This is a genomic window from Pseudarthrobacter sp. B4EP4b (assembly GCF_006680095.1).
Lineage (GTDB): Bacteria > Actinomycetota > Actinomycetes > Actinomycetales > Micrococcaceae > Arthrobacter.
Map to the genome: position 1 here is coordinate 311583 of NZ_VHIJ01000039.1, position 13355 is coordinate 324937.

Genomic DNA, 13355 nt, shown 5'->3' on the forward strand with positions numbered 1-13355 from the left:
CGGACAACTCGCTTACCGTATGACCACGAGCCAGATCCTTGGGGCAAAGCCCCAACAGGGTGCATAGATTACCTCGCACCGATTTATTTTGAGAAGCCGGAGCTGTGGCGAGACCACCGAACCCACGTCTGGTCAGCGGACCGAACAAATCTGCAGGCCATCGCAACAGGCAACCCGAAAAACGGGCGCAGGCATACTCCCTTCGCACCAAAGAGCAGGACGGTGCTATTCACCGGGTTCGGACACGACCGGCGGCATCATCGAATAGAGAATGAGACACGCACTTTGCGAACACGTCTCCCTGCTTCGAACTATCTCGCGTAGTCGAGCTTCATCGAATGCCCGAGTCGCTCAGTCCGGATTGCCTTGAGGACTTTCTGAGACAACAACTTGTACCGGCTTTATGAGACATTTACAGCCCAGAAACGGCCCCAGACCACGGATTTGGGCATTGGTCCTATTACCTATAGTTCGTGAGACGGTCGAGCACCCCACGGTGAGGTGAGTTCCAGGCTGTCCAGCCAGACCGAGATCTCCTCCATCACTTTCTGCGGCTGAGGCGCGGCCGAGTAGACGCGGAGTTCCCAGTAACAGGCGTTGGCGATGTCCAGAGAAGGGAGGTCGTCTTCCCTGAGCCGCACCACGAGGTAGCCGGCAGCCAGCAGGTCCGTCGTCTTCCGCGTATCGCCAAGCACCTGGTTCGCGTCCTTGTGCCAGTGAGCTCCGTCGTACTCCACAACGAGGAGGCGGTCGCCGATCTGGGCGCTGATGTCCGCGGACCAGGCCTTTCGTGTCGTGAACGCCTTGTCGCGCAGAATGGCTCCTGAACGCGCTCCAGGAAACCTGTCCTCCGCCGCCGCAAAGTGTGCCAGTTCAACCTTGGACTTGCCGACCTCGCGGCATTCCTGGCAGCCCGCTCCGTTTGATCTGCTGCTGAGTGGGCTACTCCAAACATGAGCGGGATTGGTGCTACATATCCACTCGGGCAGGTATTGCGTTGAGGCGTTCGGTCGCACCTGCCAAGCGCTTTCAGGATTGGCAGGGCTCCATTCCGCGGCCAGGCCGGGGTCTTGCCATGCCAGGGAGCCGAGAATCGTGCGGCATTGCGGGCAGCGGAGTCTCTCGTATTTGTCCCTTTTAAGAGGTGACTCTGGCCATTCGTAGCCGCAGCAGTCGGCGAGCCACCACACAGTGCGTTTGGAATCCCAGACGACATCCGCCGGAGTGATCTTGCCGTTCTTTGTCGGGTGCCATTGCGAGGCGATCTCCGGCAAGGTGTCGGCCAGCCAGTTCTTTTGGGCCTTCCGCGTCTCCGCTCCACGACAGCTTGGGCACCCCGACTGGAGGAAGGTCAGCGGGTTGATCCGCGGGTGGTGGCCGGCGGGGCACCGGAAGCGGCGCAGCTCCCAGCCGCCCCCAACCATCACCGTGCGGGGATCCGTCTCATCAGCCCAGGCGCCGGCCAGTGCGGGGACGTCAGCGACCGGAGTAAGCTTCCACCGCTCGTATTCCTCACTCCACGCTGCCTGACGGACGGCTTTGCACTCGGGGCAGGAGTGTCGGCCGGCAGTCATCTCCAGCACCTTTTCCCTAAACTTGTGCCCGCAATCCGGGCAGACCCAGTGGCATTCACGCTTGGCTCGAAGCGTGAGGGTGCGGAAGTACTTCTCGTCATTGCGTTCGTGGTCCCACCACCCGCGGGCCGGATCGTCGGAGTCGGCCAGGAGCATCTTGGCCGTGCTCGGCCGGGCTGGATTGGCGGAACGGATATTCCTGCTTGCGGTTGCGGCAGACGTGCTTGACGTTGGCGTAGTTGAGCGAGCGTTGCGTGAGCAGGAGCAGCCCCAGCCAATGTCACCCATCCGGTCGGCCGAGATTCTTCTGCACGATCGACACTGCGTAATCACCGGCTCGTAGCCGTCGGTGACCTCGCCCGTCGTGGCGATGAAGTCGAAGCCGTTCGCGTCCAGATGGGCAATGATTTCCTCCGTGGAGTACGTGCGCCCGGGAAAGACTTCACCTGAGAGTGCCCTTGCCTCCTTCGCCCATGCCTTCCAGTAGCAGGCCCTACAGGTCTTCTCGCCGACGGCGTTCTTCTCGATTGTGTAAACGAGCCGATAGTGCGCCTGCACGCCGCAGTCTAGACACTCGGTCAGCCGCCAAGCCTTCGGGCCCTCGAACGGATCCACAGCGACAATGCCGCCCGTTCGCAAAATGACATCTATGCAGCTGATGCACCAAGACGGCTGGGTCCGGGTTTTGTACGCGGCTGCATTCGGACAGCCGTCGGTCGAACACAGCTGGCCCGTGGCTGAAGAGACGGTGGTGGCAGTTACTTCCATGGTTCCTCACAATTTCTTGGCCGTACCCTGCGAATCATGTGCAGAGCAGCGATTAGACCCTAACCGGTCCCGCAGTCCCCGAGTGCCAACGACACCTCCTGCCCACGCCTGTGGCGAATGCACCAACTCGGGTCTCGGACCGGACCTACGGCCGTAACATCGGCCCCTCGCCGCGAACCCATTTGCACCGCACCTACCCTGACCGCTTTGATCACTCCATGACAAGCGGATGGGTGTACGACCTGCGAGACAAGGAAGTTGTCTTCACCGGGAATTTCGACGGTTACGTCAAAGCGGACCTGGCGAAGATCGCCCGGAAGCTTGGCGCCAGGAACATTTCGGGTTGGATCCGCCAGTCCAGCACCGACGTGCTGGTACGCGGTGCCAGCACTGCCTGGAAGTACGGGGACTACGGTGACCGGGAAAAGCAGGTCGCAGATATGCAGGCGTATGGTCACCGCATCCAGCTCATCGACGAAAAGGGCTTCCATGGCCTCCGGTCCGGCTTTCCCGCACCAGCTCTGAAACCTCATTCGCCCAACACGCTGATGCGTGCCGCGGCGGAAGGCGGAGTGGTGGGTGCCCCATACCGGGCAGGGGCTTCTGCCGGACCACTGCAGGGCGACGGTGAGCACTACCGGGATCCGGACATCATGGAACGAGGCCTCAAAGCGCATTCGGCCACGCAGGACAAGCTCGCAGAGCTGATCGGGTTGCATGGTTTCACGCCACTGTCCCCATTCGACAAGACCTGCAATTTTGATCTGGCATGGGAGCGCGAGGACGGCACGGTCGGTGTCGCCGAGGTCAAGAGCATCACAGAGGGGAACGAGGCCTTCCAGGTCAGGCACGGACTAGGCCAGGTGCTGGACTACGGCCACCGACTGAAACACCGCGGCTTCCGCACCAAGCTCTTCCTGGTCCTCGAGACAAAGCCTCGGGATGCCGCGCATTGGAAACCACTCTGCGCCGGTCACGATGTCACATTGGTCTTCGGACCCCACTTCGGTGGGATCCCCGATAGTGAGCTGGGCCTTGGGATGCCGCCCAGGTTGTTACGCGCTCCCGGGTTTTGCTGAGCACCGCGGTCTACGATAGCGAGAAGGACCAGCATCGAGGAGTGGACTATGGCAGGCAGCCCTCTGCCGGGCAAGCCCGTAGTGCATTTCGGTGAGCGACTGCGTGCCAGCAAGTACAGTCACCGGCTAAAGCGGGATGAGTACGCGCTGCCGAACAAGACGAATTCGTCCTGGTTCCCCCGTGAAATGTACGGCGAAGCCATGTGGGCGTCCCAGGCCTGGATGTATGAGGACGAGGACCACCGGGTCTACGCGGATGAGTTCTGTGAACTGCAGCGTGAGGCCGCTTTGGAGAACTTTGACCTGAACAAGGCCTTCTTCCGGCAACTCTCCGCCAAGGACTTCGAGGAGGCCCTTGCCGAGATGCTCCGCAAGCACAAGTATCTCCGGCCCGTGACCGATCTGATCGCCCTCGACGGCGAGATGGGTGTCTATGTCATGGTGCTGGGTCTCTACAAGCAGGTTTACGTTGGCCAGAGCTGGGACATTCGGAAACGGATAAAGCAGCACTGGAGCGGGGTCAAACAGTTCGACCGCCTGATTTTTCCGGACAAGGAGACCTCGATCCTTTCCATTGACTCCTTCCGGGCCCTGGATACCACCCGCATCTTCGCTGCGAAGACGATCCGAGGCGATCAGCTCGAGAGGCGATTGGTGAACACCTTCCCGCCGGACTTCCTGTTGAACAGGGTCGACGGCGGAGACCGGATCATGGGCGGACTGTTCCTGCCCGGGGAGGTCAAGCAACGGCAGTTGATCGCCGACACTCCCCAAAGCCCCGCGTAGCGGAGTGGCGTCTCGTTGGTAGAGTCGTGCCGCTGCTGCTGTTAGGCCGTGATCGGTACAGGGGGATTCGGTGGGTCTTGGTTCGTGGCTACGTGAAGCAATCGGCGGCAGGCGCCCTCCCGGCAGGTGACTCCAGACCAGCATCAGCCCACCGTAACCGTAATCTTCGAACTCGGAGAAGTCCGCGTCCCCGACATTGCGGTGGACGTCCTCCACTCAGTCCAGGGTGACCGTCAGCCGGGACTCGACGCTGGCTTTGCGGATGACGTACAGCCAGCCGAAGCCGGGGTTGATGGCCAGCAGCTTCGAGGAGATGTGCTGCACGTAGGCGGCGGCCTCGAGGTTGAGCTCGGCGGCGTGCACGGACTGTGCGCGGGCCCGTAATTGGTCAGGTGCGCGAGCGGATCGGTGGAGGGCAGGGCCAGCGGCGGTTCTGCATGGGGGTGTGTCGACGAAGTGGCCACCGAAGGGGATGTCTTAGGGTTGTCGGCTGGGCATGTCGAGTCGCTGCTCTGCCACCTGAGTTACACAAGCATGAAGAATCCACTGCCGCTGCATGACCATGGATTCTCCCGCCGTGACGCGGCGTTATCACGTCCGAAATTTTCGGCACTGCCCGTTGCCGTGGCCTAGGTTTACGGATTCCGTGCCTGCACAGGGACTTGAACCCGGACTTCTTCCATGTGAAAGAGGCGCTCTACCAACTGAGCTTTACAAGCCCAGACCTGCGTTCTATCCCGCCCGCGTTGACCGGCCGGGCAGCCACCGGAACTTGGACCACCAGCCATGCGGGCTCTAAGACTGCGCGCAGGCCTGCGCAGCGGTATCCAACTTCTTCAATGTGGGCGGCATGGCCGCAGTCCCTCACCGCCCGCGCTGACCAGCCGTTGTAGGCTCTACCCTGGCGCTGCCCTGCAGTGGGCCATGCCATCAAGGAACGAGGAAGCGATATGGGCTTGTGGGACAGGCTGAAGCAGATCAAACAGAACCGGGCCGGCGTTGGTCCCGAACAGGTTGCAGAAGGTGCCGATACCTCTGATGCGATGGAAGGCTGCACGGAGATCATCGCCAGCGAGATCACCGACGAGAAGACCTGCGGGCGCTGTGCCGCGAACGACGAGCACGAGTACACATCCATGGCTGAAGCCAGGGACGACTACCCGGACGGAGGCTACCGGCACTGCGAAAGCCCTTCGGGTTGCCGAGGGACGTTGGTTCTGATGCGGGATGGGGACTGAACGGATTTCGCACGCCTAAGTGCCCGCCCCCGGACTCGAACCGGGAACTTCCGACTTTTGAGGCCGGCACCTCTGCCAATTTGGGTTGGGCGGGCGAAAAACCAGAGTCGAACCCAACTAGACTATCGTCGTTCAAAAAGCACAACCTGGGGGACGAATGCAGGCAGTCAAAGAATTCAGGATGAAAGCCTTCGCGGCTCTCGCGATCGTGGCGCTTCTCCTTGGCGGCTGCTCATCAAAAGAACCTGCACCTGAAGTCGAACCCTCCGTCCCCACCGATATTCATCAGCTGGACAGCTGGGCTGTTGAGATGGCCAAGCAAAACGACGTGCACCCTAACGACAGAGAGACCATCACGTCGGTGGTCCGTGTACTCTGCACACTCATTCCCAAGCGCGACAACCTCGAAGACCTCGCCTGGGAGGCTGCCAAGATCGACAGGATGGGCATCACTGACACGGTGCCTCTCATAGGCATCGCGATCTACGGTTATTGCCCCAAGTACAAGCAGATGTGGAAGGACTGGGGGTACAACGATGGCAAGTTCGACTTCCAGACCTACTAGTCCTGCGTAGCGATAACTGGACTTGAACCGGTGACCTAAAAATATGAGTTCTTCGCTCTACCGTCTGAGCTATGCCGCCAAGGTGTTTCGTCTTGCCTGCGCCCAGAGAGACTGGAACTCCCGGCCTCCGGTTTTGTAGACCGGCGCTATATCCAACTGAAATATGGGCGCGTGATGCTGCGTAGTCCAGCGGGATTCGAACCCGCAGTTCCCGCCCTGAGAGGGCGGTGTCTTAGGCCGCTGGACCATGGGACCAAGATGATGCAGCGCGGCCCGAACAGAGGCCACGACCGAGGCCGAAGCTGCGAAGATCGGCCCGGCACAGGTTACCGGCGACACTGTCCAGTTCACGGCCAACACGACAGCTGCAGCCGCAGCTGCCGCCGTCCAGGAGGCCACCGTGGCGCAGGCCAACGTGGTGACCGCTGCGACGCAGCTCAACACCCTGCAGCCCGGTTCGGTTCCCGTCCCGTAGCCCCACCCGCAGCAACGGAAGAGGCACCCCGGCGGCTCATGCTGGCGGGGTGCCCTTCTTTTGCTTGGCTCTCTAGTTGCTACAGCTCACGTGATTTATCTGGACCTGATCGGGTTTTAGCCCTGAAGCCGCCTGGATGTGTACCCGCTTAGGTGAGTCTCGCGTTAAGTTGTTCACTGTGCTGCGGGCAGTCCCAATGGCCTTCCCGTCCTGAAGCAGATCCACCATTGCTTCAGCCGATTTACACCCACCGTAGAGCGGTGTCCACAGCCATATCTCCGTGCAGGCCGCCCCTGAAGTGCAGCTGTACTGGTCGTCAGGGACCCACTTCATATAGAAGGAGCCGCTCTGAGCCCAGTCGCCCTGCCTTTCCAGGTTCTTCACGACCGCAGGGTCAAAGCCGTCCTCCATTGATGGCGAGGCGGCGGATGAACTGGGCGTGAATCCTGCCTGGACGCCAAAGACGACGATGCCGGAGACAGCCAGGATGCCGAGCGCTACCCAGCCCAGTATGCGATCACGGCGCTTCAGGGTTTGGTCTGGTTTAACCTTGGCCCGGGTCTCCTGGGACAGAGGAACGGTCCGGATAAACTCCGGAGCCGGCCGGGGTGCCGGTGGCGGATCCTGTCGAGGCGGGGCGACGGCAGCGGAGATGACGGCCTTGATCCTTTGGCGGGAACGGGCCGCGAAGGCGTCGCGCCTTTCCAGGATCATCCGGGCGTGCTGAAGGGCTGCCTCCCACTCATGGATGTTCGCCTGGGACTCCTGGACCCAGGCGTTGGTTTCTGCGAGGAGCTTGGTGAAGATCCGGTCCTGAGCCTTCTCCGTCGCGGTCTGGACGTGATCGTCGAGCTTGCTGAGCGTCATCAGGGGGTTTTCAGTACTCTCTCCTGCAACCCTGCAGATTTGCCACGCGATGGCGTCTGCAGCATGGTCGGCCGCCTCGTTCAGTCTCTTCTTCGTCACCTGTGCCGGCGGCCCGAAGTCCAGATCATCGCTCAGATCCAAGGGCGACATCAGGAGCTCCGAACCGACCAGGAGACTCCATCCCTTCGGAGGTGCCGGCCAGGAGAGGTCCGGCTTCCAATCCAGTGTCGGCCGCCATCCTTCGGGCATCCGGGGCCATCCCGGGGGCGGGTTGAACACCTGCCCAGACGCCTGCGGGGCGGGACCGGCGGCCGCACGGGTTGGCACGTTCTGCGCGGCCGGGCGGGTACCTCGGGCTGCAGTCTTGATCGAATTGATTTTGGACCGCGTCCGCAAGTACCTGACAACGTTGATGACGGCGAAGACCGGGCCAAGGACAATCGCCCCTTTTAAGGCCACGTATGAACCGCTCAACGACGCCGTGTTGTACGAGGCGAGGGTCAGGAATCCACCTGCTACGGCGATGCCTACGTTTATCCACGCCCAGAGTGCGAACCGCCGGGCAGCCCGCTCCAGCCCGGCAATGACGCCGTTGTCCCCCACCATGTATTCCCTTTCAACCAGCGCGGTGTGATCCACCTGCGCCAAGCGTAATAGGCTATTCGCCCTCCCGGTCTCAGCGTGTGGAATATGTCGACTGCGAGGACAGATGCCGGGCAGCCTGCCTGTGTTTTCCCTAACTGGCGAAACGTGTACCAATTACTCGGGCACCGGCCGGCGGCTGAACGTAACGTGGTGGCTAGGGTCGGCGGCGTTGGTGCCATCTCTTAGTGCGTGAACAGGAGCCTGCGGTAGGGCACGGATACCCTCACCGAAATGAAAAGGTCAACTGGTCGATTCTTGAGCGGACGAGCCGCTTCCCACTCGACGAAACCGTCGCCACATGAGAAGGCTCAAGGGGCCGGTGGACCGTAGGTGCTGTGACTTTTTTCCTTTACTCAATTACAGCCTTCAAGAATACGGACGATTGCGTCGTGCTCGGCTGTAATGATCCAGAGACTGTATTTGGTCTTGACGGCAGTTTGGCGGGCGACGTACTCGCATCGGAAGGCTTTGTTCGGCGGCAGCCATGTAGCTGCATCTTTATCGCCTTTGGCGCTGTTGGTGGGGCCGTCGGCAGCCATGAGATTCAGCGGGTCGTTTGCGAGTTCCTTGCGCTGGTCAGCGTTGAGCTGCTGTGCGCCCTTCTGCCAGGCATCGCTAAGGGGAACGATATGGTCGATCTGGACATCGGAGCTGGTGTCCTGGCCGCGCGTGAAGGTAACCGTGGTGCCGGTGTACTTATCGGCCAGGGTTCCTGTCATGACCACGCAGTTGTTGGTGCCTGGCTTGAACGTTTCGTTCGTCAAGTCACGGGCGAGGATGTCGTTGCGGGCGTCGCAGCCATTGCGGTCCGTGTCCGCCCAAGCCGGTCCAAACTCATCGCGGGTATAGCCGGTCTTTGGCGCTCGACCCTTAACCGGAATGCTCTCCAGTTGCACAAGGGCGTTGCCGGCAGTTGCCGGATCTACCGTGCTCGAAGCACCAATGCCTCGAGCAGTGTCGATATCCTCAAGGGCGTTGGCTGCAGCGTCGCAACCTACAAAAGACCCAGCCAGCATCATCGCGGTGACGGCGGTCAGGACTTTGGCGGGAGAACAGGTGGTCTTCATGGTCCTTCTGGTTCTAGGGCGTTGTTCCACGCTAGCTTCGACCACCATCTGCCGCGTGTAACTCAGTCCGTGGCGCCAGCCACACCCACGCCCTTCGTACTCCACGCTAGGTCCGCTTCGAGAGTGTCACTGCCTCAACTGTTCAGACCATGGCCCTTACGGAAGCGTCACGCTTACTCAACGCGCCGTCGCCAGTCTGACTTTGGACCGAGTACCGATGAGCCTCTCCTTCGTCACGGGCCCACTGCCGGAGAGCGGGAAACCAGTGCTGGCGGGAAGGATCTCACTCAACTTTGCGATTTCCAGGATGTGTTCGGAGGTAAAAATAATCTTTCCTTTCCCCCAGCAGGCATGGGGGAAGCGCCCACTAGCGGCGCCGTCACGGAGCCATGATTCGGTGCAGCGCATCAGCGCGGCTGCTTCTGCGGGTTCAAAGAATTCGATCTCCACGGGATCTCCAAAAGAAAGGCGGTTGCTTTCCACTTTCATGACGGCTTGGAGACCGACCGACATGACCGGCGCTGCGCGGCGGCAAGGGAACCCGGGGACACACATTCCGCCATCCGCAGTAGTGGGACGGTCACCGCAGGAAAGCCGTTATCGACCGCTCAGTCGCGTCAGCACCAGCCTGAAGCGCCTCCGGCATTAAGTGTCCGTACACCTGCTCTGTAGTCCGGGTGGAGGCGTGCCCGAGCCGGCGCGAGATGGTGAACAAGGGCACGCCGTCCTGGATCAGCCAGGATGCATGAGTGTGGCGGAGGTCGTGGATCCGCGGATTCTTAGTGAGGCCTATCGCCTGGGCCGTGCGAACGGCAGGAACCCAGTAGTGGTGCCAGTAAAGCTTGTGGATGATCCGCCCACCCTTGGGCGTCGTAAACACAAGCTCCTTCCCTGGCCTGCTTGCGACCAGCGGGATCAGCAGTTCCACCAGGGCAGGGTTTAACCCTATGGTCCGCTTACCGGCACCTGTCTTCGTCGCCCCGATGTAGTACTGGTTCTGGCCGTCCCGCTTCCAAGCCTTGTTGATCCGCGCGGTGGGCGGCTTAGACAGCAGATCAACGTCCGCCACAGTCAGCGCGGTGGCCTCGCCAAATCGGGTACCGGTCATGACCAGGAAGTTGGTGAAGGCCTTGTAGCGCTCCCCCATTCCTTCCATGATGAGGCTGAACTCCGCATGGGTGAGGAACATTGCCTCGTCCTCAGCCTTTTCAATCCCGGGAAGCTGAACGCCTCGGCATGGGTTCCGCGTAATATAGCCGAGCATCTCTGCAGTATTCATGGCGGCCGATATCAGGCCGTGGACGTTGTGGATGGTCTTAGGTGCCTTGCCCTTTGCCATCATCGACTTCACCCAGTGGGCGATCAGCCGGTAGTCCAGTTTATCCACCGGCACATGGCCGATGACGTTCCGGATATGCAGGTCCAGCATCGTCTGGTACGTCTTCGTGGTTCCGCTCGACGGACGGATCAGCAGGTCGATGTGCTCCTGGATGACCTCGGCAACAGTCGGTGTGCGCTTCTCGTTGGAGAGGATGGCATGCTGCGCGATTTCGAAGGACTGGCCGTTGGCGTCCAGAAGCCTCTTCAGCGTCTCGGCTTCGACGAGGGTAGCAACAGTGATGCCCTGCTGTTCGCGGCTCTTCGGGTCCCGCCACAACACCATGTAGGACGATGAGCCGTCCTTTTTGGTGCGTTTTCGAATGCTTGCCACACAAAAAACGATACGCCGCTGTCAACACTTTGGGCGGTTTTGTCAACACCCAAAGATGAAACAGGCCACTGACCTGCGGAAACACTGTGCCCGAGGTGGGACTCGAACCCACACACCTTTCGATACCGCATTTTGAGTGCGGCGCGTCTGCCAATTCCGCCACTCGGGCGCGGATTACACGAAGCAAAAGGCTACGCCCACAGCTGATTGTGAGCAACGCGATCGCTTCACGTACGCGGAATTACTCTACATGCAGATAGGCTGAATTCCAGAATCGCGCCGCCGACGCCGCAACCGACCATGCAGATCAAGTACTGGACCGGGCGCACACCTAAGATAGTGATGTCCCCGCCGTACCTTTCCAAGGAGATCCCGTGACTGAACAGACGGAGTCAAAACCATCGTCCCAGCCGGCGCGCCGCGTCATTGTGGCCGAGGATGAAACCCTCATCCGCCTCGACATCATCGAAATCCTGCGCGGCGAAGGCTATGACGTCATCGGCGAAGCAGACAACGGCGAGAAGGCCGTCCAGCTGGCCGAGGAACTGAAGCCGGACCTGGTCCTGATGGACGTCAAGATGCCCGTCATGGACGGCATCTCCGCAGCCGAAAAGATCGTCAAGGCCCGCATCGCACCCGTGGTCCTGCTGACCGCCTTCAGCCAGAAGGAACTCGTGGAGCGCGCCCGCGACGCCGGCGCCATGGCCTACGTGGTGAAGCCCTTCACCCCCGCTGATCTTATCCCGGCGCTGGAAATCGCCCTCTCCCGCCATGAGGAGATCAAGGCACTCGAAAGCGAAGTCTCCGACCTCCAGGAGCAGTTCGCCACCCGCAAGCTCGTGGAGCGCGCCAAGAGCCTGCTCACCACCAAGATGGGCCTGACGGAACCGGAAGCCTTCCGCTGGATCCAGAAGACCTCCATGGACCGCCGCCTGAGCATGCGCGAAGTGGCCGAAACGATCATCAACCAGGTCAACTAAGAGTAAACAAAAAGGGAGGATCCCCGCCGTGGGGCGGGGATCCTCCCTTTTTTGTTGCTTAGAAAGCTTAGGCCTTCTTCTTTCTTTCCGGCCAGGGGCCGAGCTTTTCCTTGTTGCTGGTGACTTCACCGGCGCGCGTGGAGTCAGCGAGGTCGCCAACCTTGTGCACCTTCAGCGAGTTCGTCGAACCGGCCTTTCCGGGAGGCGAACCGGCGGCGATGACCACCAGGTCACCGTCCTCGACGAGTCCCATTTCCTCGAGGCTGCGGTCCACCTGCGCGGTCATGGCGTCGGTGTGGTCCACCATCTGCACCAGCACTGGCTGGATGCCCCAGGTCAGCGCCAGCTGGTTCCAGACCTGCTCCACCGGGGTGAACGCGAAGACCGGCTTGATCGGCCGCAGGCGGGACAGGCGGCGGGCGGAGTCGCCGGACTGGGTGAACGCACAGATGTACTTGGCGTCCAGCTGGTCGGCGATTTCGACGGCGGCACGGGTGATGGCACCACCGCGGGTCTTGGGCTTGGTGCCCAGCGGGGGGACGCGCTCCAGGCCGTGGACCTCGGTGGATTCGATGATCCGGGCCATGGTCTTGACGGTCTCGATCGGGTATTTGCCCACGCTGGTTTCGCCCGAGAGCATTACGGCGTCGGCACCATCAAGCACAGCGTTGGCGCAGTCGGATGCCTCTGCGCGTGTGGGGCGCGGGTTGTCGATCATGGATTCCAGGACCTGCGTCGCCACGATGACCGGCTTGGCCCAGCGGCGCGCCAGTTCGATGGCGCGCTTCTGCACGATCGGCACTTCCTCCAGCGGAAGCTCCACACCAAGGTCGCCACGGGCCACCATGATGGCGTCGAACGCGTCGATGATCTCGGGCAGCTGCTCCACAGCCTGCGGCTTTTCGATCTTGGCGATGACGGGCACGCGGCGGCCTTCTTCGTCCATGATCTCGTGGACACGCCGGATGTCGGAGGCGTCGCGCACGAAGGACAGCGCCACCAGGTCGACACCGCGGCGCATAGCCCAGCGGAGGTCGTCCTCATCCTTTTCGCTCAGCGCGGGGACGTTGACAGCCACACCCGGCAGGTTGATGCCCTTGTTGTTGGACACCATGCCGCCAACGGTCACCTCGGCGACCACCTTGACGTCGTCGACGGCCGTGGCACGCAGGGCCACCTTGCCGTCGTCGATCAGCAGCGCATCCCCCACGTTGACGTCCTCGGTGAGGCTCTTCAGCGTGGTGGAGCAGATGTCCTTGGTGCCGGGAACGTCCTCGGTGGTGATGGTGAAGATGTCACCGACGGCGAGGGCGTGCGGGCCGTCAACGAACCGGCCCAGACGGATCTTGGGTCCCTGCAGGTCGGCCATGATGGCCACAGCCTTGCCAAGATCGGCGGCTGCCTTCCGGACATTTTCGTAGGTGTTGTCGTGCACGGTGTAGTCGCCGTGGCTCATGTTCATGCGGGCGACGTCAACGCCGGCTTCCAGCACCGCGAGGGTGTTTTCATAGCTGGCAATTGCCGGGCCGAACGTAGCCACAATTTTTGCGCGTCTCATATACCTACCCTATTGGTCTCTTGCATTGGTTAAGTTGTCGAA

Annotated in this window: 12 protein-coding genes and 4 tRNA genes; 5 read left to right on the top strand and 11 right to left on the bottom strand. The window is 61.3% G+C overall.

Going from position 1 to position 13355, the window contains the following annotated elements; all coding sequences use genetic code 11:
• Positions 1-464: 464 nt before the first annotated feature.
• The gene (locus tag FNL14_RS14870) at positions 465-2342 is read right to left on the bottom strand and encodes a zinc-ribbon domain-containing protein (RefSeq protein ID WP_142061272.1); all 1878 of its coding nucleotides are present in this window, start codon (positions 2340-2342) and stop codon (positions 465-467) included.
• A 218-nt stretch (positions 2343-2560) separates the two neighbouring features.
• On the opposite strand from FNL14_RS14870, the gene FNL14_RS14875 reads away from it, so the two are divergent.
• Both FNL14_RS14875 and FNL14_RS14880 read left to right on the top strand, forming a co-directional pair.
• Positions 2561-3421, top strand: a complete 861-nt coding sequence (locus FNL14_RS14875; RefSeq protein ID WP_142061274.1) for a hypothetical protein — start codon at positions 2561-2563, stop codon at positions 3419-3421.
• A gap of 48 nt (positions 3422-3469) precedes the next feature.
• Positions 3470-4207, top strand: coding sequence for a GIY-YIG nuclease family protein (locus FNL14_RS14880; protein WP_142061276.1), 738 nt, complete (start codon positions 3470-3472; stop codon positions 4205-4207).
• A 216-nt stretch (positions 4208-4423) separates the two neighbouring features.
• Here the strand turns inward: FNL14_RS14880 and FNL14_RS23345 are convergent, their stop codons facing one another.
• Positions 4424-4570: a hypothetical protein gene (locus tag FNL14_RS23345; RefSeq protein WP_181762663.1), complete on the bottom strand. Its 147-nt coding sequence runs from the start codon at positions 4568-4570 to the stop codon at positions 4424-4426.
• Positions 4571-5157: 587 nt separating this feature from the next.
• Between FNL14_RS23345 and FNL14_RS14885 the strand changes: the two genes are divergently transcribed.
• Entirely contained in the window at positions 5158-5445 is a 288-nt protein-coding gene (locus FNL14_RS14885; RefSeq protein WP_142061278.1) for a hypothetical protein, read from the top strand.
• Between the two features lie 20 nt (positions 5446-5465).
• Here FNL14_RS14885 and FNL14_RS14890 read toward each other — a convergent pair.
• Positions 5466-5540, bottom strand: a tRNA-Leu gene (locus FNL14_RS14890).
• Between the two features lie 62 nt (positions 5541-5602).
• Here FNL14_RS14890 and FNL14_RS14895 point away from each other — a divergent pair.
• The gene (locus FNL14_RS14895) at positions 5603-6010 is read left to right on the top strand and encodes a hypothetical protein (protein WP_142061280.1); all 408 of its coding nucleotides are present in this window, start codon (positions 5603-5605) and stop codon (positions 6008-6010) included.
• A 97-nt stretch (positions 6011-6107) separates the two neighbouring features.
• Here the strand turns inward: FNL14_RS14895 and FNL14_RS14905 are convergent.
• The 7 genes from FNL14_RS14905 to FNL14_RS14935 all read right to left on the bottom strand — a co-directional run bounded on the left by FNL14_RS14905 (position 6108) and on the right by FNL14_RS14935 (position 10944).
• Positions 6108-6181 (bottom strand) — tRNA-Cys (locus FNL14_RS14905).
• A 10-nt stretch (positions 6182-6191) separates the two neighbouring features.
• Positions 6192-6266: transfer RNA gene (locus FNL14_RS14910), tRNA-Glu, on the bottom strand.
• A gap of 291 nt (positions 6267-6557) precedes the next feature.
• Positions 6558-8000, bottom strand: a complete 1443-nt coding sequence (locus FNL14_RS14915; RefSeq protein WP_142061281.1) for a hypothetical protein — start codon at positions 7998-8000, stop codon at positions 6558-6560.
• A 350-nt stretch (positions 8001-8350) separates the two neighbouring features.
• Positions 8351-9064: an HNH endonuclease family protein gene (locus tag FNL14_RS14920; RefSeq protein ID WP_255470855.1), complete on the bottom strand. Its 714-nt coding sequence runs from the start codon at positions 9062-9064 to the stop codon at positions 8351-8353.
• 177 nt (positions 9065-9241) lie between these two features.
• On the bottom strand, positions 9242-9514 hold the full coding sequence (locus tag FNL14_RS14925) for a hypothetical protein (protein ID WP_142061283.1): 273 nt from the start codon (positions 9512-9514) through the stop codon (positions 9242-9244).
• 130 nt (positions 9515-9644) lie between these two features.
• Positions 9645-10775, bottom strand: a complete 1131-nt coding sequence (locus tag FNL14_RS14930) for a site-specific integrase (protein WP_142061285.1) — start codon at positions 10773-10775, stop codon at positions 9645-9647.
• 87 nt (positions 10776-10862) lie between these two features.
• A tRNA-Leu gene (locus tag FNL14_RS14935) sits at positions 10863-10944 on the bottom strand.
• A gap of 205 nt (positions 10945-11149) precedes the next feature.
• Between FNL14_RS14935 and FNL14_RS14940 the strand changes: the two genes are divergently transcribed.
• Complete coding sequence (locus tag FNL14_RS14940) at positions 11150-11755, top strand: ANTAR domain-containing response regulator (protein ID WP_050055425.1); 606 nt, start codon at positions 11150-11152, stop codon at positions 11753-11755.
• Positions 11756-11822: 67 nt separating this feature from the next.
• Here FNL14_RS14940 and pyk read toward each other — a convergent pair whose 3' ends face one another.
• The gene (gene pyk, locus FNL14_RS14945) at positions 11823-13313 is read right to left on the bottom strand and encodes a pyruvate kinase (protein ID WP_142061287.1); all 1491 of its coding nucleotides are present in this window, start codon (positions 13311-13313) and stop codon (positions 11823-11825) included.
• Positions 13314-13355: the final 42 nt, after the last annotated feature.